Genomic DNA, 19,615 nt, shown 5'->3' on the forward strand with positions numbered 1-19,615 from the left:
AGGGTGGACGGGACCGGGCGAACAGCCTGCCCGGCCACGTTTTCGCATCATCCGAGATACGGGCCGAGCCGCCGATCGTTACGCCGGGGCGGACACGAGACCGTGAGGACGCGCAGGGGTGACGCGGCAACCGGCCCGCTTGGCGGGGTGCGGAACTCCGCGCTAGATGAACCGGCGCGATCGACGATCGACCAAATGGTGGCTGGAGCTGGCCTGACAACATGCTGCGCGTCGTATTCCTGATCCTCGCCGTCCTCGCCGCCGGCACTTGCAGTGCCGCGGCCGATCCCCAACCCGGCGACGATCTCGCTTTGTGCCGCGACCGTCAGGCCGAGCTGCAGGCCCGCGCTACGGTTTGCGAGAACCTGCTGAACGCCGATCGTCTCACCGGCAAGGACAAGGCGATCGCCCTGTCCGTGCGCGGCAATATCCTGCTCAACAAGCGCGACCATGTCCACGCGATCGAGACGCTGTCCATGGCCATCGACCTCGATCCGGATAACGTCGTCGCGCTCAACCTGCGCGGCCTCGCCTATGAGCGCAGCGGACAGGAGGATCTCGCGATGGCCGACTACAACCTCGCGCTCCAGAAGCGCCCGGCCTATGGCGTTCCCTACAACAACCGCGGCGTCATCCACGCGCGCCGCGGCGCGCTGCAGAGCGCGATCGACGATTTCAGCCTGTCGATCAAGTACACGCCCAAATTCCTGCTCGCCTGGACCAATCGCGCCCGCGCGCGCACGCTGATGAAGGATTTCGACGGCGCCATCGCCGATTTCGCCGAGGCCGAGAAGATTGATGCGGCCGCGCCGCAGATCGCCGGCAATCGCTGCGTCACCTACGGCATGATGGGCAAGTTCGACCGCGCCCTGGCCGATTGCAACGGCCTGATCGAGAAGCAGCCCAGGAACGTGTTCGCGATCAACAACCGCGCCGACGTCAGCATGATGAAGGGCGACCTCGAGGCCGCGCTGAAGGATTACAACACGGCCATCCAGATCAACCCGAACAACGTCCGCGCCCATGCCGGCCGCGGCCAGATCTACGAGCGGCGGAAGGATCTCGCGCAGGCCCGCGCCGATTATCGCGCCGCGGCCTATTCGCTGACGAGGTTCGACGACACCGAGGTTGCGCGCGCCCGCGCCATCGCGCAGGAGCGGCTCGCCGCCCTGTCGCCGAAAGAAGCGGCGAGCGCGACGACCGGCCGTCGCGTCGCGCTTGTGATCGGCAACGGCGCCTACAAGAACGCCCACCCGCTGCCCAATCCGCCGCGCGATTCGAAGCTGATCGCGGGCGTGCTGCGCGACCTCGGCTTCCAGACCGTGCTCGACACCAAGGACCTCACCCGCGATACGTTCTTTCAGACCCTGAAGGCCTTCTCCGAGGAAGCGGAAAAAGCCGATTGGGCCGTGGTCTATTATGCCGGCCATGGTTTTGAGATCGGCGGGGTGAACTATCTCGTTCCGGTCGACGCCAGGCTCACCGCCGACAAGGACGCCGAGACCGAGGCCGTCGCGCTCGAGCAGGTGATCGCTGCGGTCGGCGCCGCGCGGAAAGTCCGCCTCGTTGTCCTCGATGCCTGCCGCGACAATCCGTTCGCGCCGGCCATGCAACGCACCCTGTCGCTGAAGCTGGTGGAGAAGGGCTTTTCCAACATCGAGCCCGGTGCCGGCTTCATGGTGGTCTACGCCGCCAAGCACGGCGAGACCGCGATGGACGGCGACGGTGCCGCCAACAGCCCGTTCGCTACCGCGCTCGCCCGCGAGATCAAGCAGCCGCGCGTCGAGATCCGAAAATTGTTCGACATCGTCCGCGACGACGTCTGGGCCGCGACCAAGCACGAGCAGCAGCCGTTCACATATGGATCGCCGCCGGGGCGGGAGGATTTTTACTTCGTCGCGGGGAAGTGAGGGGAATACTCGCGCCACATCTGCGGTGCCGTAGGGTGGGCAAAGGCGCAACGCGCCGTGCCCACGATCTCTCTCCTCAAGCAATAGTGCGTGGGCACGCTGCGCTTTGCCCACCCTACGGCAGCGGACTCTAGACGACGATGCTCAACCGCTTCGCCGCCCGCGTGATCCCCGTGTACAGCCACCGTGCCCGCGAATCCTGGAACGCAAAGCTCTCGTCGAACAGCACGACATCGTCCCATTGCGAGCCCTGCGACTTGTGCACGGTCAGCACGTAGCCGTAGTCGAACTCGTCATAGGGCTTGCGCTGCTCCCAGGCGATCTGCTCGACGCCGCCCTCGAAGCAATCGGCGCGCACCGAGACCTTGGTCACCTTGTGGCCGAAATCCTCGTCCGGCGACAGCCGCATCGAGAGGATGCGCGATTTCGAGCGCGAGGTGTTGCGCGACTTCACGCGCCACAGGCCGCCGTTGAACAGGCCCTTCTTGCGGTTGTTGCGCAGGCACACCAGCTTGTCGCCGGCGACCGGAAATTGATCCTCGATGTTCTGGCGCTGGCGCACCCGCATGTTGTAGGCGCGGCGCGTGTTGTTGCGGCCGACCAGGATCTGGTCGGCGCCCATGACGCGATCGGGGTCGAGCTCCTTCCGCGACACCACCTCGCTCTCGCCGTAGCGGCCGATGTCGAGCTCGCGGCCCTCGCGCACGTCCATCGACATCCGCACGATCGGGTCGTCTTCGGCCTGGCGATGCACCTCGGTCAGCATCGCGTCGGGTGTGGTGTTGGTGAAGAAGCCGCCGCCCTGGATCGGCGGCAGCTGCGCGGGATCGCCCAGCACGAGGAGAGGACAGTCGAACGACATCAGGTCGCGACCCAGTTCGGCATCGACCATCGAGCATTCGTCGATCACGATCAGCTTCGCCTTCGAGGCCGGCGCATCGTCCCACAATTCGAAGCTCGGCTGCTCCTCGCCGGATTCGCGGGCGCGGTAGATCAGCGAATGGATGGTGGAGGCGCCGTCGCAGCCCTTGTTGCGCATGACGAGGGCCGCCTTGCCGGTGAAGGCGGCGAACTTCACCTCGCCGTCGACGCCCTCGGCGATGTGCCGCGCCAGCGTGGTCTTGCCGGTGCCGGCAAAGCCGAACAGGCGGAACACCGGCGGCGTGCCGCCGCGTCCCGGCCTGGCCTTGAGCCAATCGCCGACGGCTTTGAGCGCAGCATCCTGATGCGGGGTGAAAGTGGCCATGTCTGTCTTGAGGGAGCGGCGAATGAGGCGATTCGCCTTCCCCCAAAACTAACCATTCGCCCCGCCCGTTCAAGCGCAGGGAGGCCGTTCCCCGCGGCCCATCCTTCGAGACGCCCGCCTTTGGCGGGCCCTCAGGATGAGGGCGGAGTGTGTGGCGCTAGTTTCAAAAGGCTAGATGCTGCTTAGCCTCATCCTGAGGAGGCTGCGAAGCAGCCGTCTCGAAGGACGAGGCGCTTGCTCGGGCCCCGCTATAAGCGAGCCTGAGCTCAACAGGCCGCCCCTACTGCCAGCCCGGAACGCCGCGCATGTCGGGCAGCTGGTGGGCGATGCCCTTGTGGCAGTCGATGCAGGTCTTTTCCTTGGTGAACAGGAAGCGCTGGTGCGCCACCGAGGCCCGCGGCGACTGCTTGGTGATGTCCATGGAATCGGCGCTGTGACAGTTGCGGCATTCCAGGGAATCATTGGCCTTGAAGCGCGCCCATTCGTGCGCGGCGAGCTCGAGCCGGTGATCCCTAAATTTCTCTCTCGTGTCGATCGTGCCGAAGATCTTGCCCCAGACCTCCTTGGAGGCCTGCATCTTGCGCGCGATCTTGTCGGTCCAGTTGTGCGGCACGTGGCAGTCCGGGCAGGTCGCGCGCACGCCGGAGCGGTTGGAGAAGTGGATGGTCGACTTCAGCTCGGCGTAGACGTTGTCCTTCATCTCGTGGCAACCGGTGCAGAATTTTTCGGTGTTGGTGATTTCCAGCGCGGTGTTGAAGCCGCCCCAGAAGATCACGCCGGCGACGAAACCGGCCAGCACCAGGGTGCCGAGGGCGAACACCGAGCTCGGCCGGGTCAGCACCTGCCAGAGCTCGAGCAGAAATGCCCAGCTGCGCGCGATGAAGCCGCGCTTGGCCTTCAGCTCCGCATTGGGCTCGTCAGCAGTCGTCGTCATCGCCGGCCACCCGGACTTGCACGCGACAGCAGCGTGTCGATGTCGGTAAAGTCGTTGCTGACCGGCGGATTGGCGGTGTTCTGCGGCACGTGGCATTCGGTGCAGAAGAAGCGGCGCGGCGAGACCGAAGCCAGGAACTGGCCGTCGCGATCCATGAAGTGCGTGATCGAGACCATCGGCGCCTGCGACTCGGCGGTGCGCGCCCGCGCGTGGCAGGACAGGCATTTGTTGCCGTTGAGATCGACCTGATAGCCGTCGATGTTGTGCGGGATGACGGGCGGCTGCTCCGGATAGTTGCGCACCTCCTTCTCGGAGGTGTTGCGGTTCGGCAGCATCGGCGGCGCCGGGCCCTCGTCGTTGAGCGGGGTCGGGCCGCGCAGGCCGGAGGTCACGGTCTGCGCCGTCAGCGAGCCCGTCCCCGCTGCGACCGCGAAGGCGAGCAGGACGATTGCGGATCGTTTCATCATGACATGTTCACCCGCTCGATGCGCACGGCGCATTTCTTGAAATCGGTCTGCAGCGAGATCGGATCGGTGGCGTCGAGCGTCACCTTGTTGATCAGCTTGGATTCGTCGAACCACGGCACGAACACGAGGCCGCGCGGCGGCCGGTCGCGGCCACGCGTCTCGAGGCGGGCGCGGATGAAGCCGCGGCGGGAGACCACCTTCACCTCGTCGCCGCGTCGCAGCTTCATGTCCTGCGCATCGTCCGGATGCATGAAGCAGACGGCTTCGGGAAAGGCCTTGAACAGCTCGGGCACGCGGCGCGTCATGGTGCCGGAATGCCAGTGCTCCAGCACACGGCCGGTCGAGAGCCAGTAGGGATATTCGTTGTCGGGCGATTCCGCCGCCGGCTCGTAGGGCAGCGCGAAGATGCGCGCCTTGCCGTCGGGATAGCCGTAGAACTGCACGTTGGTGCCCTGCTTGACGTAGGGGTCGCTGCCTTCGCGGAAGCGCCACTTCGTCTCCTGGCCGTTGACGACGGGCCAGCGCAGGCCGCGCTCCCTGTGATAGGTGTCGAATGGCGCGAGGTCGTGGCCGTGGCCGCGGCCGAACTGGGCATATTCCTCGAACAGTCCCTTCTGCACGTAGAAGCCGAACGCCTTGGCTTCCTCGTTGGCGTAGCCTTGTTCGACCTCCGTCACGGGGAATTTGTCGACCAGGCCGTTCTTGTAGAGGACGTCGAACAGCGTCTTGCCGCGATATTCCGGCTTCTTGGCGATCAGCTCCGCGGGCCAGACCTCCTCGATCTTGAAGCGTTTTGAAAATTCCATGAGCTGCCAGAGATCGGATTTGGCTTCGCCCGGCGCGGTGACGAGCTGGTGCCAGAACTGCGTGCGCCGCTCGGCATTGCCGTAGGCGCCTTCCTTCTCCACCCACATCGCGGTCGGCAGGATCAGATCGGCGGCGAGCGCCGTCACGGTCGGATAGGCATCCGAGACCACGATGAAATTGTCGGGGTTGCGGAAGCCCGGATAGGTCTCTTCGTTGACGTTGGGGCCGGCCTGAAGGTTGTTGTTGACCTGGACCCAATAGGCGTTGATCAGGCCGTCCTTCAGCATCCGGCTTTGCAGCACGGCGTGGGCGCCGGGCTTGTCCGGAATGGTGCCTTCCGGCAGCTGCCAGATGTGTTCGGCGTGGTCGCGATGCGCCTTGTTGGTCACCACCATGTCGGCGGGCAGGCGGTGCGAGAAGGTGCCGACCTCGCGCGCGGTGCCGCAGGCTGAGGGCTGGCCCGTCAGCGAGAACGGGCTGTTGCCGGGCGCGGAGATCTTTCCGGTCAGAAGATGGATGTTGTAGACGAGGTTGTTGCACCAGACGCCGCGGGTGTGCTGGTTGAAGCCCATGGTCCAGAACGAGACCACCTTCGTCTTCGGATCGGCATAGAGCTCGGCCAGTGCTTCGAGCCGGTTCAGCGGCACGCCCGACATCTGCGCCGCCTTCTCCAGCGTATACTCCGAGACGAACTTGACGAACTCGTCATAGCTCATGTCGGTGGAGTCGTTGGCCTTGGCGGCGCCCGTCGCCTTCTTCTGCAGCGGGTGTTCCGGCCGCAATCCGTAGCCGATGTCGGTCTGGCCGCGCTTGAACACGGTATGCGCGGCGACGAAATCCTTGTTGACGCGACCGGTCTTGATGATGTGGTTGGCGATGGCGTTGAGGATGTAGAGGTCGGTCTGCGGCACGAACACCATGCCGATGTCGGCAAGGTCGAACGAGCGGTGCTCGAAGGTGGAGAGCACGGCGACGCGGACATGCGGCGCGGACAGCCGGCGGTCGGCGACGCGCGTCCACAGGATCGGGTGCATCTCCGCCATGTTGGAGCCCCACAGCACGAAGGCGTCGGTGGCCTCGATGTCGTCATAGCAGCCGGCCGGCTCGTCGATGCCGAAGGTGCGCATCATGCCGGCGACCGCCGAGGCCATGCAGTGCCGCGCATTGGGGTCGATGTTGTTGGTTCGGAAGCCGGCCTTGAACAGCTTTGACGCCGCATAGCCCTCCCAGATCGTCCACTGGCCGGAGCCGAACATGGCGACGCCGTTCGGCCCGCGCTTCTTGATCGCCTCCTTCCACTTCAGCTCCATGATGTCGAAGGCTTCGGTCCAGGACACCGGCGTGAAGTCGCCGTTCTTGTCGTACTTGCCATTGGTCTTACGCAGCATCGGCTGCGTCAGGCGGTCGTGGCCGTACATGATCTTGGAGAGGAAGTAGCCCTTGACGCAGTTGAGGCCGCGATTGACCTCGGCCTTGATGTCGCCGTGGGTGGCGACGACGCGGTTGTCCTTGGTCGCGACCATCACCGAACAGCCGGTACCGCAGAAGCGGCAGGCGGCCTTGTCCCATTTCAATTCGCTCACCTCCCGCTCGGCGGCGAGGTTGGCGGCGAGCGCCGGTGCGGGAAGGCCGGCGGCAGCCGCGGCGATCGCGGCGGCTTCGAGCTTGAGCATCTGGCGGCGGTCGAGCTTCGGCGATGTCATGATGGCTCTCCGGCCCTTAAGTCGTTTCGATGGCATGGAACACCAGCGCCGCGGAATAGACGTGCTGCAGCGACTGGATGGTGTTGAGCATGGTGCCGAGGCTGCCGGCATCCGGCGCTTCGGCGACGACGACGAGCTTTCCGCGCGCGTCGCGGGCATGGATCTCGCAGCCGGGAAGCGCTGCGATCTCCGCTTCCAGTTCGGCAAGGCGCTCGGGCCGCGCCTGCACGATGATGCTGGCGATCTCGGCGCCCGGCGGCGTCACGATGCGGTCGGCGGCGAGCACGCGGCCGGTGATCAGGGCGCGGCGGTTGAGCTTGGCGCTTTTGAATGTGGCTTGGGCCATGATGCCTGTCTTTCGCTTTGAGCGGATCAATGCGGGGAAGGTGGCGGGCCCGGAGGGCCGGCGAACATCTGGTAGATCCAGACGCCGAGCCCATAGGAGCCGACCGTCCCGACCGCGAGGACGGGCATCACGATCGCGGTCAGGAACAGGAACGCAAAAATCTCCATGCGCTTACGGCGCACGCGCGACGTCGTGTCGTCAGGGGCCGACATATTCGGTCTCTTCGGGATGGGATGGGAATCGGGACGGCATCCGGGCCGTTGCCTTGCTGCACTTCTGATGCATCCGGGCCGCCACGGCGTTGATCTGGATCAACCTGCCGCTTGCGCGGATGTCGCAGCGCCCGGGGCAAGACGAGCCCCGCCCCGCAGGCCGGGCGACGAAATCATTCTCTCGCGCAGCGGAATTGCCACTGCGTAGACAGCTTCGCCTCACCCATTAAGATGAGCTCAACAAGAACAAGCGGGAGAGAGCAACGCCATGAAGTTCGGCATCTTCTACGAGCTGCAGCTGCCGCGGCCCTGGGTGGCCGGCGACGAGCTCGCCCTCTATCAGAATGCGCTCTCGCAGATGGAGCTCGCCGACAGGCTCGGCTACGACCATGCCTGGGTGGTCGAGCATCACTTCCTCGAGGAATATTCGCACTCGCCCTCGCCGGAATCGTTCCTGGCTGCGGCAAGCCAGCGCACCAAGAACATCCGGCTCGGCCACGGCATCCTCCAGCTCACCACCAATCATCCGGCGCGCGTCGCCGAGCGTGTCGCGGTGCTGGATCTGCTCTCGAACGGCCGCTGTGAGTTCGGCATGGGCGAGAGTGCCTCGATCACCGAGCTGGAGCCGTTCGGCCGTGACATGGAGACCAAGAAGGAGGTGTTCGAGGAGGCGGTCGCGGCGATCTTCCCGATGTTCAAGGACGCCGGCAGCGAGCATCACGGTAGATATTTCGACATCCCCTTGCGCAATGTGGTGCCGAAGCCGGTGCAGAAGCCACACCCGCCGCTATGGATGGCCTGCTCGCAGCTGCCGACCATCGAGCGCGCCGGCCGCCACGGTTTCGGCGCGCTCGGCTTCCAGTTCGTCAGCGCCGATGCCGCGCACGCCTGGGTGCACGCCTATTACAACGCCATCACCAAGCGTTTGCACAGGCTCGCCGACTACGAGATCAATCCCAACATGGCGCTGGTCTCGTTCTTCATGTGCGCCAAGACCGATGAAGAGGCGCGCGCCCGGGCCGACGGCGCCACCTTCTTCCAGTTCGCGCTGCGTTTCTACGGCGCCGCGCAGAACCGCCAGCGTCCCGCGCCCTACACCGTCAACATGTGGGACGAGTACAACAAGTGGAAGCGCGACAATCCGCAAGCCCAGGAGGCGGCGCTGCGCGGCGGCCTGATCGGCTCGCCCGAGACGATCCGGAAGAAGCTGAAGCGCTTCCAATCCTCGCATATCGACCAGGTCATCCTGCTCAACCAGGCCGGCAAGAACAGCCACGAGCACATCTGCGAATCGCTCGAGCTGTTCGGCCGCGAGGTGATGCCGGAGTTCCAGGACGATCCGGCGCAGGCGGCTTGGAAGCAGGGCGTGATGAGGGGCGAGATCGAGCTGGAAGAGATCGACACCGAGGCCTTTACGGACCGCTATGGCAAGCTGGCGATCAACGTGGCACCCGCGAAGGCGGCGGCGGGGTAGCGTGTAAGCAACGACAGGCCCTGCTTCCTGGCGCTGCTGCGGCAGCTGCCCGAGCCGGGGTGCAGTCTCCTTGAGACGAAGAAAGCGAAGGGGCTGCGGTCAATGGCGCCCCTTCGCCCGCTGGGATTTGGGCAGGTCTCATCGGCTCGCACGCAGGTCGCCACCGACCGGGCCGGCCTGCTGCTCTTCAGATCGCGCGCCGTTGTCGTCCGGCGAAGAGACCATACACAAAGAGGACGATGATGGCGCCGACGACCGCGCCGATCAGCCCGGCACCCTCTCCAGGACGGTACCAGCCTAGGGCCTGGCCAAGGTAAGTGGCAACGAAGGCACCAACGATGCCCAGGATGGTCGTGAGAATGAACCCGGAGGGTTCATTGTCACCCGGCATGATGAATTTCGCGATAATGCCCGCGATAAAGCCGATGATGATCGTCCAAATAATTCCCATTCTCCACTCCTCCTGATCAATGGCGACAATGACGAGGCCGTCAGCTCGGCAGACGCCCCTCGGGCGTGTACTTGTCGACCGCCTGCGGCAGCTCGCGCGAGAGCCTCGCGAGAATTTCCTCTTGCGAAAGCCCGGTCTCCTTCTCGAGTTTGTCCAGCACGTCGGGCCCGATTGCTTCCCGCAATTGCGGGGGCGAGATGTCCTTGTTCGGCCCCGTGCCGACCCACGACTGGGCTGCATCACCGTGGCCGTTTTGGTTGAATCTCTCCAGCAGCTCGCCAATTCCTCCCTGCAATAGTCCTCCAACCCCGGCCCCGCTCAGCATGCCAGTCAGGTTTCCGAGCAGGCCGCCAAGCGGTTGTTGGCCGCTGGACGGTTCGAGGGATCCGGCCCCCGGACCTCTGAGCAACTCCGCCAGCTTGTCCCGATTCTGATATCCCGCGATTGCGAGCAGTCCGAGAAGTGCGGTCATCGACGGCATTCCGCGGCTCATCGTGTAACTCCATTGTATGTAGCGCCAAACAGGTCGAACTCGGCCGGTCCGGTTCTGTTCCTGAAGCTTGCCGAATCCGGCGCCGGTCATTTGGAAGCAGGCGCAATGAGAAGCCAATCAAGCTGGAAGGCGCCGATCTAATCCCAGAATGGAATGGCCGGACGGGCGATCATCAGCCAGAAGATGATCAGCACGGCCGCGAAAGCCGGAAAGCCGAAGGCGAACCACCATCGGAAGAGATGGTTATAGCGGGCGGGCAGCTCGCTGTTGCTAGCGACCGCTGCGACGGCGAGATCGCGCATCTGCATCTGCATCCACACTACCGGCAGCCAGAAGGCGCCGGTCACGAGATACAGTGCAATCGACGCCGCCACCCAGCCGTCGCCGAGGGAATACCCGCTCGACCAGGCGAGCCACGTGCCGGTGATTGGCTGCAGGATCACGGCACTCGCCGTGAACAGGAAGTCGGCCAGCACCACCGTCCGCGCAACCCCGGCGATCTCGCGCGGGTCGCCGCGCAGATGCGCCACCAGCATGAAGAAGGCGATCCCGGCCCCGGTGCCGAGCAGCACGGCAGCGCCGATGATGTGCGCCATCTTCACGAGGAAGTAGAGCATCAGCGATCCTCCCGGATCGCCATGGCGACCAGGTTGAGCATGATCACCGGCCAGATCTTCAGCATCGGTCCCAGCGGATCGGCCCACAGTCGCGGCACCAGGACGGTGCCGATCACGGCATAGGTGAGCGAGATGATCAGTGCCGCCCAGAGTCCGTAGCGGCTCAGAGGCCGCCAGAGAATGGCAAGGCCGATGACGATGTCGGCGAGCGCGCCCGCGGTGACGACGAGCGCCGCGACGTTCCCTTGCAGCCCGCCTTCAAGCAGCAACGACATGCCGATATTCCAGCCCGCGCTCAGCGAGATGATGCCTGTGGCGATCCAAAACGCGCCGAAGACGCCGAAGATCAGCGGCTTGAGCGTATACAGCCGTGCAAACCATCGTTCTTGCACCGACGCAGGCTCGCGTGCGAGCGCGACTTCGAGATCGCGCGGTGGAGTGCCGGTCAATCGACGCCAGGGCTCGGGATCGCCGGTCGCACCGCGGCGCATTTCCGCCTGTGCCGTCGTGTTGATGGGCGTTCGCCATCCCAGCATCTGCGCAACGTCCCCCGCGCGGAAAGCAACCGAAGCTGCCCAGGATGGCAGCTGCAGGCGGTACGCCGGCCTCCAGCGCAGCCAGGTCCGAAACAGCCCAACCGCGTCGCTGAAGGCGATCTGCCGTGGGCCGGCCAGATCGATGGCGATGCGGCAAGGCGCGCCCGGCTGCAGAAAGAACAGCACGGTCTCAACGACGTCGTCGAGATGCACCGGTTGAATCGCCGCCGTGTCGGGCACGACCGGTAGAATCGGCAGCGCCGCCAGTCCTCGCAACAGCGCGCTGCCGCCAGAGGCGGCGCGGCCGATCACGACGGAGGGTCGCAGGATGACCCAATCGAGGTCGCGCGCCATCAAGGCGGCTTCGCCCTCCCGCTTGGTACGAGAAAAATCGCTGGGGGCATCGACATTGCTGCCGATGGCCGAGAACAGGACGACGCGGCGGACGCCTGCGCTTTCGCAGGCGCTGTAGAGTGCCGCGCTTCCGGCGACATGAACCCCGTGTAGATCCCGTCCCTGGAGCGCTCCGGCCAGGTTGATCACCGCATCGACGCCCGCAAGGACGTCCTTCCATTGCGAGGAATCGGTTGTGCGGGCGACGTCGAGGCTGGTATGGCGCCGATCGCGCTCTGCTGCCGGGTGGCGCGACACCGACATACATTCGTAGCCTTCGGCCGACAGCCTGGCGTGGATCGCCGAGCCGAGAAACCCTGTACCGCCAACGAGGAGAATTCGCATGACTCCTCCTTCGATCGGCAACCGAATGCCGACAAACGGCTGATCTCATCGGACGGACAAGGCGGGGCCACCGCACTTGTTCCTTCAGGCGGAACCGGTTAGCCCCACGAACCAGGCTGGCTCTATGCCGCAAGACCTGAGGCAGATGAGTCATTCACGTCATCGAGAGCTGCTGCTACAAATCGGCACAAGCCATAAGGAAGGCGACCGGGAGAGAGCGATGCCGCCCAACGGGACAGGTTCAGGCTTTGCTGCCGGCGATGTCACGCCCGCGGTGCTCGCCATCGGCCGCTCGAATTTTCCAAACGTTCTCATCGACACGCTGCGCCGGCAGGCGGACGTCGGCCATTGCATGGTGTTCGCGCTGAGCCGGGCCGGCGCGGCAAGCTGCCTGCTCGATGCCGGCAACATCCCGATCGGCGGCGATCTCGGCGCCGCCTATGCCGGCCAGTTTCACGAAACGGATCCCAACCGCGACGCGCTGTTCGAAGGCGAGGGCGGCGCGCCGATCGTGCTGCCCCACTTCGCGCCGCGCATGTACGGGGCGCGTTACCGAAAAATCTTCTTCCAGGATTCCGGCATCGTCGACAAATGCGCGACCGCGATCTGGGCCGGCGATACCTGCTTCTACGTCAATTTCTACCGCATCGCCGCGCAGGGCCGCTTCAGCGCCGCCCAGCGCCACCGGCTCGGGACGATCGCGCCGGCGATCGCAGCCAGCGTCGCCCGCCATTTCCAGCAGACGGAGACCGCGACACCCGACCAGAACATCGCCGCGTTGTTCGCCACGCGCGCGCCGCTCTCCGCGCTGACGCCGCGCGAGCAGGAGGTCTGCCGCCGCATCCTCGCAGGCTTCAGCTCGGAGGCGATCTCGCAAGCGCTCGGCATCAGCCTGCATTCGACCCTGACCTACCGCAAGCGCGCCTATGAGCGGCTCGGCATCTCCTCGCAGAGCGAATTGTTTGCGATCGTGTTGCGCCTGCTGACGCGCAGCATGAACTAAGGCGTCGGCAACCCTGCAGCGCTCGACGAGCGCCTTGCTATGCGGAAAGTCGCGAACGATAGGGCGCGGTGAGCAGCAGCATGAAAAGCGCTCGTTCGGCCCGGTACTTTGCGGCCGCTCGGCTGGATTCCCGGCCCTGCATCACGACCGCCCCTTGAACGGTGCAGACGCTCCAGTTCCATTTCCTGCGCCTGCGCTGCGCCAGGGTCATCTCGAAAATCGGAAATTCCGGTCCCGCCATCGCCGCCGCTTCTCGCCAGAGATCCAATTTGGGCGGAGTTGAACCCGGAGCGTCGGCCTGTGTCTTCACCCATTTGGGTGAAGCGGAGCTTGCTCCTGCCGGGGCAGGCTGTTGCAGAGCTTTTTCCTGCGGCCATCCTTCGAGACGCCCGCTTAAGGCGGGCTCCTCAGGATGAGGATAGAGTTCGCGGCAGCAGTTTCAACGAGAACTGAAGCCGATGAGCCTCATCCTGAGGAGGCGCGTCAGCGCCGTCTCGAAGGACGAGGCGTGCGCGCAGGCCGCTGCTACGAGTCACGGGCGACAAGTCTGGCGTCAGTCCCTCAGCGGCAATTTGGGGATCGCGCCGAAGAGTGCAGCTGCGCTCTTCTGGTTCCGCGTTCCCGTCTTGGCGAGGACGGCCTTGACCTGCGTGCGGATGGTTTCGCGGCTGAGTCCGTGATGCGCGGCGATGTCGCCGATCGTCTGTCCTTGCGCAATTCCGCGCGCAACGCGCGCTTCGCTCGGGGTGAGATCGAACAGGCCACGAATGAGGGCAAGGCTCGGTGCTTGCGAGGCAGCGACCGGTGTCGCGATGAGAAGGCCAACCGCCCCATCGAAGAGATCGCGGGCTTCGCCCGGCATCGCAACGAGATGAAGGACCACCCGATCGAGATCGCTGGTGCGACGCGCGGCGAAGGAGCATACAGCCTTGTTCGGCGCATCGAGTTGAGCAAGGCCGGAGCGCAGCAGGGTGTCGGCCGCGCGGTCCCTGATGGCGATCCGGTCCTTCGGCAGCCATTGCAGAACATCCGTCATGGCTTCGATCAAGGCGTTCGCGGCCAGAACCCGCCCGGAGCGCGTGATCGCGAGGGCCGGTAGGCCGACCAGCGACAACGCCTCGGTTGCCGCCCGCATCCGGGTGAGGCGCCAGCGCGTCGACAGCAAAGCTGCCCGCGCGAGATGGGGGCGAAAGCGGTCGAGAAAATCGAGGTCCTGCCGCGAAAAGGCGGGCCGGCCGGCCAGTCTTTCCATGTGGAAGACGATGATCTCACCGGACGGGCTGCGGACCGCCGTCGCGCAAGCATGCTCGAAGCCCCACTTCTTGTTCCATTCCACCCGATATGGATCGCGGTCCCATTCTTCCGGCGAAAACACCTCCTGCTCGCCGACGAAGCCTGGATGATCAAGCGCCAGGAGTCTCGGCGTCGTCTCCGTCCGGCTGGAGAGGTCGCTACGCAGGAACGCCGAGAAGGCCTCGCGGATCGACGGCGACGTCACGACACCATTCCAGACACCGGACCACTGATCGGAGTCCGTGGTGATCATGACCATGCCATGCGCGCCCGCGGCATGTGCGATTTGCTCCAGGACATCAGGCCAGAGCTCCGGAACGGTCGCTGCCTCGTGGATGCGGTCCACGATCTGCTCGAAATCGATGCCCGTCATTGCTGCGCTGGACCCATCAGATTCGACCGATCTTTCAGACGCACGGCGTGCATCTTTGCAGGAGCGTTCGTGCTTTGCTCGTCCAAGGCCCTTGATACCAACCCGATTCAGCGGAACTCAATTGCTACTATTTCCCGGGTGGGCACCAATAGACGCCTAGCAGAAATCATGTTCATATTTCAACTATTTGAGAGATATTGCGTTATCCCAGCGTCGCGCGATCTCAGGACCTGGAGCCCGGGTGATCCGGGCTCCAGCGGGCCGTTGGCGGGGCGTTTCGTGTCTGCTCCGCCGAATAGGGACAGAGTGTCCCAGGGTCACATCCGAGGAGCAACAACATGACCCTACTTCCTGAGCTGGTTACCGCCGGGACCGACCGGCATGTCTTTGCGGTCATGACCAACACGATGCCGCCCCGAGATCCTGATGACGACGAAGAGGATGAGGACGAGCAAGACGATGAAGAAAACCAAACCGACGAACCGGCGGTCGTGCGCGAGCCGGACGAGGACTAGGCAGGACGCTTGGACATAGTCTGAGCTTCGGTGAGCGCGATCTCCAGCCTGCGTGCAGCGCGCTGGTCCGCCCGGCGGCTTTCAAGGTCGGTCTGATTCCGCGGGCAGACGTTGAATGGGCCACGGTTCTCGGCGCCGCAACCTATCGGCGTTCGCGGGTAGAGGAGGTGAGCATGACTCTCATATTGCTTGGAGTGCTCCTTGTTTTCGGAGGCGTGTTCCAAATGGCGTATCAGCCCATTTGGCGAGGCCGGTTCAGCGGTGGGAAGTGGCTTCGCTCCGGGAGTGATACGCTGGAGCCTGAAAGGCCCGGTAGCGGCTTCGGCGTCAAATCGAACTGGCCTGGACTTGTGATGGTCGCGCTTGGCGGCGTTTTCTTGCTGGCCGGAGCTGCCATCTGAGTTGAAAGCAGACAAGGATACACGATGGCCGAACCCGTCGAGCTGGGCCAGGCCCTGACGGGAGCGTACCGACGTTCGTGGACGCCGATATGCTTTGATGCGAGGGTGCGTATATCCGCCTGGACCTGCGCCAAATATTGCTTACGCTCGGGTTGGGAGCATCGGGGATTGGCGATGCAGCGACGGCACTTCATCACGCTTGTGAGCGGTGCGGCAGCCGCCTGGCCGCTCGCGGGGCGAGCACAGCAGGCGCGGCGGCAACACCGCATTGCGTTGGTTCATTCGGGTATCCCTGCTGATCAGCTGACCGAGAGTGCTGGCCCCTTCTGGGTGCGGCGGTTTTATCAAACGCTGCGTAAGCTCGGTTATGCCGAAGGCAGCAATATCGTCGTCCAGCGTTATTCAGCCGAGGGGCGCTCCCAGCACTTTACGTCTCTCGCCGCTGCCGTCGTTGGCAGCGATCCGCAAGTGATCGTTGTAAATCTTAACGAGCTGATCGAAGCGTTCGCCGCGGCCACGACCACGATACCGATTGTCGCGATCATGGGAGACCCGATCGCGACAGGATTGGTTGCAAACCTCGCGCATCCCGGAGGCAACCTGACGGGTGTCAGCATCGATGCAGGTTACGAAATCGTCGCGAAGCGCCTGCAAATCCTGAAGGAGGCGATGCCCTCGGCCGCTAAGGTCGCTTACCTGACATCGTCGCGTACCTTGATGGATACTCCCCTGGGATTGTCGCTTCAGAAGGCAGGGCAGGCCCTGGGCATCGTGCTGAGCTGGAATTTCCTCCCAGAGGTGAACGATGAGCAACTCCGACGGACCTTTGCCGAGTTGACGTCACAGCGGTTCGACGCTGCCATGGTTGACGCGAGCGGCAGCTTTTTGGCACGACGCGCCTCGATCACCGAGCTAGCCGGGAAACTTCATCTTCCGATCATCTATCCCTTCCGCGACTATGCGGATTCGGGTGGGCTGATCAGCTATGCGCCGGATCTCGGTGAGCTTGCCGAACGACTTGCCGTTGATGTCCACCAGGTTCTCAACGGGACCAGGCCGGGCGACATCCCAATCTACCGGCCCAGCAAATTCCACCTGGTGATCAACCTGAAGGCCGCCAGCGCCCTGAGCCTCGAAATGCCGCCGACGCTGCTTGCGCGTGCCGACGAGGTCATCGAATGAGGAAGCCATTTGCTGCGGTGCAAGGGGCTGAAAACGGCCCTTAACGAAAGTCCGCCTATGCATCTTCAGCATCCCCCGTTGTGGGCAATGCGGACCTCGCTGTCTCGCCCGCGCGTGCTTTGGTCTTGAAGGTACGCCCCCCGAGGCCGCCCGTCCCAATCGCTGGGGACAGACGGCGGCTCGCGAAGGCGCTAGCCTTGGCATCAAGGAGACGACAAGGGAGCGAAGCTTGAGCACCGCGCCGCGCATCGACATCGACCCGGCCGCCTTCTGGGCCGATCCCTATCCGATGCTCGCCCGGATGCGGAAGGAGGCGCCGATCGCGTTCGTGCCGCAGCTCGGCTCGACGCTGCTGACGAGCCGCGACGACATCTCGATCTCCGAGAAGCAGATCGACGTGTTCTCCTCCCACCAGCCCGCCGGCCTGATGAACCGGCTGATGGGCCACAACATGATGCGCAAGGACGGCGAGGCGCATCTCGTCGAGCGTCGCGCGATGTTTCCGACGGTCTCGCCGAAGACGGTGAAGGCGCACTGGACCGCCCAGTTCCAGGACCATGCGGATCGCATCATCGCTTCGCTCGAACCGGGACGGATCGATCTCATGCGCGACTTCGCGCTGCCGTTCTCCGGCGAATGCCTGAAGTCGATCACCGGCCTCACCAATATCGGCTTTCAGGACATGGACGCGTGGTCGCAAGGCATGATCGAGGGCATCGCCAATTATGCCGGCGACCCCGAGGTCGAGGCGCGCTGCCATGCGGCGACCGCGGGCATCGACGCCGCGATCGACGACATCCTGCCGGTGATGCGCAAGAACCCGGACCAGAGCATTCTCGGCGTGCTCCTTAGCTCGGGCATGCCGATGGAGAGCGTGCGCGCGAATGTAAAACTCGCGATATCAGGCGGCCAGAACGAGCCGCGCAAGGCGATCGCCGGCACGGTCTGGGCGCTGCTGACCCATCCCGACCAGCTCGATCTGGTCCTGCGCGGCGAGGTGACCTGGCTGCAGGCCTTCGAGGAATATGCCCGCTGGATCTCGCCGATCGGCATGTCGCCGCGCCGCATCGCCAAGCCCTGGACCATTCGCGACGTCTCGTTCGAGCGCGACGAGCGCGTGTTCCTGATGTTCGGATCAGCCAACCGCGACGAGAAGCATTTTGACCGCGCCGATCAGTTCGATGTGCGACGCGACACCTCCAAGAGCGTCGCCTTCGGCGCCGGCCCGCATTTCTGCGCCGGCGCCTTCGCCTCGCGCGCCATGATCGCCGACGTCGCGCTGCCGACATTGTTCGCGCGCGCGGGGCGCATCGAGCTCGCCGAGGACGAGGAGGTGCGGATCGGCGGCTGGGCCTTCCGCGGGCTGCAGAATCTGCCGGTGAGGTGGCGGCATTAGGCCGGTCGTGCTTGGGGCACGTGGCGCGTCACACGTTCGGTGTCATCGCCCGGCTTGACCGGGCGATCCAGTACTCCGAGACAGTTGTGGTTGAATCGATGGGCCACGGCGTACTGGATTCCCCGCCTTCGCGGGGAATGACAGTGGGAGAGGGGGCTTCACACCTCAGCCCTTGATCCGCGATCATGCCATTCTGCTCCTGTTTTGCCCGACGAGTCAAACGTGCTTCGGATAATACGTAAGTCATTGTTTTCGCGCGCCCCGGCTACTGTGCATGGGGTTGTTTTGCGACTTTTTGTGTTCCGTTCGTCTGGCCTGGACAAAATCCGTGCAGCTCTCACATTCGCGTGCAGAAAAATTCCATCCTCATTCGCCTCGCCGCTTGAAAGATTGATCACGCGCGCAGCATGAACCGCAGTGCTCGCATCGCTATTTTCCCGGACGTCTCGACACTTCTGACGGCCCGCACCATCATTCCGTAAACGTGAATGATGACGGCCGCCCGCGGCCCGGAGTGTGGAATGCAGCGTCGAGACTTTCTGAAGCTATCGGCTGGAACGGCGGCCGCCGCTGCGTTCGCATCACCCGCGATCGCGCAAGGCGCGGTGAAGGAAATTCGTATCGGCTATCAGAAGACCGGCGTGCTGGTCATCACGCGCCAGCAGGCCGCCCTGGAAAAACATTTCACGTCGCAAGGCATCGAGGTGAAATGGATCGAGTTCTCCTCGGGGCCGCCGATGATGGAGGCGATGAACGTCGGCAGCGTCGATTTCGGCGCGGTCGGGGATTCCCCGCCGGTGTTTGCCCAGGCCGCGGGCGCGGCGATCGTCTACGCCGCCGGCCAGCCCATCACCAACGGCCAGGGCATCCTGGTGCCCAAGGATTCGCCGATCCGCGACATCGCCGACCTCAAGGGCAAGCGCATCGGCTTCACCAAGGGCTCCAGCGCCCACAACGTCGTGGTGCAGACGCTGGAGAAGGCCGGCCTCACCTACGCCGACATCACGCCGGTCTACCTGACGCCGCCCGACGCCGGGCCCGCCTTCGCCAATGGCAGCATCGAGGCCTGGGCGATCTGGGATCCGTATTTCGCGATCGGCGAGACCAAGCAGAACGGCCGCATCCTGATCAATGCGCGCGAGGTCACCAAGACCAATTCCTTTTTCATCGCCAACCGCGAGTTCGCGAAGAACCACGGTGCCATCCTGCAGCAGATCGTCGAGGTCACAGCTGCGGCCGGCAAATGGGCCGAGCAGCATCGCGACGAGGTCGCCAGATCGCTCGCCGCGATCACCGGCGTTCCCTTGGATATCCAGACCGTCGCCGCCAACCGCGCAAACTTCGTGATCGGTCCGGTCACCGACGAGATCGTCGCGACCCAGCAGGGCGTCGCCGACCGCTTCTACAAGCTCGGCCTGATCCCGAAGCCGATCCAGATCCGCGACATCGTCTGGCGCAACCCCGCGGCCTGACCGTGCCTACAACTCTTCCCATTTCCAAAGGTCTGAACATGAGGCG

General features: G+C 64.4%; 19 protein-coding genes. 7 read left to right on the forward strand and 12 right to left on the reverse strand.

Annotation, left to right across the window (positions count from 1 at the left end):
* Positions 1-221 precede the first annotated feature (221 nt).
* Positions 222-1,910, forward strand: coding sequence for a caspase family protein (locus tag N2602_RS07150; RefSeq protein ID WP_260382175.1), 1,689 nt, complete (start codon positions 222-224; stop codon positions 1,908-1,910).
* Between the two features lie 130 nt (positions 1,911-2,040).
* Here N2602_RS07150 and N2602_RS07155 read toward each other — a convergent pair whose 3' ends face one another.
* From N2602_RS07155 to napE, 6 genes are all read right to left on the reverse strand, one after another.
* Positions 2,041-3,156 (reverse strand): ATP-dependent RecD-like DNA helicase, encoded by a 1,116-nt coding sequence (locus N2602_RS07155; RefSeq protein WP_260382176.1) that lies wholly within the window; start codon positions 3,154-3,156, stop codon positions 2,041-2,043.
* A gap of 280 nt (positions 3,157-3,436) precedes the next feature.
* A complete protein-coding gene (locus N2602_RS07160; RefSeq protein WP_172784687.1) occupies positions 3,437-4,090 on the reverse strand; it encodes a NapC/NirT family cytochrome c in 654 nt (217 codons plus the stop codon).
* Entirely contained in the window at positions 4,087-4,557 is a 471-nt protein-coding gene (locus N2602_RS07165) for a nitrate reductase cytochrome c-type subunit (RefSeq protein WP_260382177.1), read from the reverse strand. The genes N2602_RS07160 and N2602_RS07165 overlap by 4 nt, the downstream gene beginning before the upstream one ends.
* Positions 4,554-7,067, reverse strand: a complete 2,514-nt coding sequence (napA, locus tag N2602_RS07170) for a nitrate reductase catalytic subunit NapA (protein ID WP_172784685.1) — start codon at positions 7,065-7,067, stop codon at positions 4,554-4,556. Before napA ends, N2602_RS07165 begins: the two co-directional genes overlap by 4 nt.
* Before the next feature lie 16 nt (positions 7,068-7,083).
* The gene (locus tag N2602_RS07175; protein ID WP_260382178.1) at positions 7,084-7,413 is read right to left on the reverse strand and encodes a chaperone NapD; all 330 of its coding nucleotides are present in this window, start codon (positions 7,411-7,413) and stop codon (positions 7,084-7,086) included.
* Positions 7,414-7,439: 26 nt separating this feature from the next.
* A complete protein-coding gene (napE, locus tag N2602_RS07180; protein WP_018318384.1) occupies positions 7,440-7,625 on the reverse strand; it encodes a periplasmic nitrate reductase, NapE protein in 186 nt (61 codons plus the stop codon).
* Positions 7,626-7,893: 268 nt separating this feature from the next.
* Here napE and N2602_RS07185 point away from each other — a divergent pair, with 268 nt between their 5' ends.
* The gene (locus N2602_RS07185) at positions 7,894-9,099 is read left to right on the forward strand and encodes an LLM class flavin-dependent oxidoreductase (protein ID WP_172784683.1); all 1,206 of its coding nucleotides are present in this window, start codon (positions 7,894-7,896) and stop codon (positions 9,097-9,099) included.
* A 187-nt stretch (positions 9,100-9,286) separates the two neighbouring features.
* Here the strand turns inward: N2602_RS07185 and N2602_RS07190 are convergent, their stop codons facing one another.
* The 4 genes from N2602_RS07190 to N2602_RS07205 all read right to left on the reverse strand — a co-directional run bounded on the left by N2602_RS07190 (position 9,287) and on the right by N2602_RS07205 (position 11,934).
* Positions 9,287-9,550 (reverse strand): GlsB/YeaQ/YmgE family stress response membrane protein, encoded by a 264-nt coding sequence (locus N2602_RS07190; RefSeq protein ID WP_172784682.1) that lies wholly within the window; start codon positions 9,548-9,550, stop codon positions 9,287-9,289.
* Between the two features lie 40 nt (positions 9,551-9,590).
* Positions 9,591-10,043: a YidB family protein gene (locus N2602_RS07195; RefSeq protein WP_172784681.1), complete on the reverse strand. Its 453-nt coding sequence runs from the start codon at positions 10,041-10,043 to the stop codon at positions 9,591-9,593.
* Positions 10,044-10,180: 137 nt separating this feature from the next.
* A complete protein-coding gene (locus tag N2602_RS07200; RefSeq protein WP_172784680.1) occupies positions 10,181-10,660 on the reverse strand; it encodes a DUF2269 domain-containing protein in 480 nt (159 codons plus the stop codon).
* Complete coding sequence (locus tag N2602_RS07205; RefSeq protein WP_260382179.1) at positions 10,660-11,934, reverse strand: SDR family oxidoreductase; 1,275 nt, start codon at positions 11,932-11,934, stop codon at positions 10,660-10,662. Before N2602_RS07205 ends, N2602_RS07200 begins: the two co-directional genes overlap by 1 nt.
* A 220-nt stretch (positions 11,935-12,154) precedes the next feature.
* Here N2602_RS07205 and N2602_RS07210 point away from each other — a divergent pair, with 220 nt between their 5' ends.
* Entirely contained in the window at positions 12,155-12,937 is a 783-nt protein-coding gene (locus N2602_RS07210; protein ID WP_260382180.1) for a helix-turn-helix transcriptional regulator, read from the forward strand.
* 37 nt (positions 12,938-12,974) lie between these two features.
* On the opposite strand, the gene N2602_RS07215 is transcribed toward N2602_RS07210, so the two are convergent.
* Together N2602_RS07215 and N2602_RS07220 are read right to left on the reverse strand one after the other, a co-directional pair.
* A complete protein-coding gene (locus tag N2602_RS07215) occupies positions 12,975-13,178 on the reverse strand; it encodes a hypothetical protein (protein WP_172784677.1) in 204 nt (67 codons plus the stop codon).
* Between the two features lie 312 nt (positions 13,179-13,490).
* On the reverse strand, positions 13,491-14,603 hold the full coding sequence (locus tag N2602_RS07220; RefSeq protein ID WP_260382181.1) for a helix-turn-helix transcriptional regulator: 1,113 nt from the start codon (positions 14,601-14,603) through the stop codon (positions 13,491-13,493).
* A 338-nt stretch (positions 14,604-14,941) separates the two neighbouring features.
* Between N2602_RS07220 and N2602_RS07225 the strand changes: the two genes are divergently transcribed.
* The 4 genes from N2602_RS07225 (at position 14,942) to N2602_RS07240 (ending at position 19,569) form a co-directional block, all read left to right on the forward strand.
* Entirely contained in the window at positions 14,942-15,118 is a 177-nt protein-coding gene (locus N2602_RS07225) for a hypothetical protein (RefSeq protein WP_260383841.1), read from the forward strand.
* A gap of 425 nt (positions 15,119-15,543) precedes the next feature.
* Complete coding sequence (locus tag N2602_RS07230; RefSeq protein WP_260382182.1) at positions 15,544-16,701, forward strand: ABC transporter substrate-binding protein; 1,158 nt, start codon at positions 15,544-15,546, stop codon at positions 16,699-16,701.
* Positions 16,702-16,930: 229 nt separating this feature from the next.
* A complete protein-coding gene (locus N2602_RS07235; protein ID WP_260382183.1) occupies positions 16,931-18,097 on the forward strand; it encodes a cytochrome P450 in 1,167 nt (388 codons plus the stop codon).
* 521 nt (positions 18,098-18,618) lie between these two features.
* A complete protein-coding gene (locus N2602_RS07240; protein ID WP_260382184.1) occupies positions 18,619-19,569 on the forward strand; it encodes a sulfonate ABC transporter substrate-binding protein in 951 nt (316 codons plus the stop codon).
* Positions 19,570-19,615: the final 46 nt, after the last annotated feature.

This window comes from Bradyrhizobium sp. NC92 (genome assembly GCF_025200865.1).
Classification (GTDB): Bacteria; Pseudomonadota; Alphaproteobacteria; order Rhizobiales; family Xanthobacteraceae; genus Bradyrhizobium.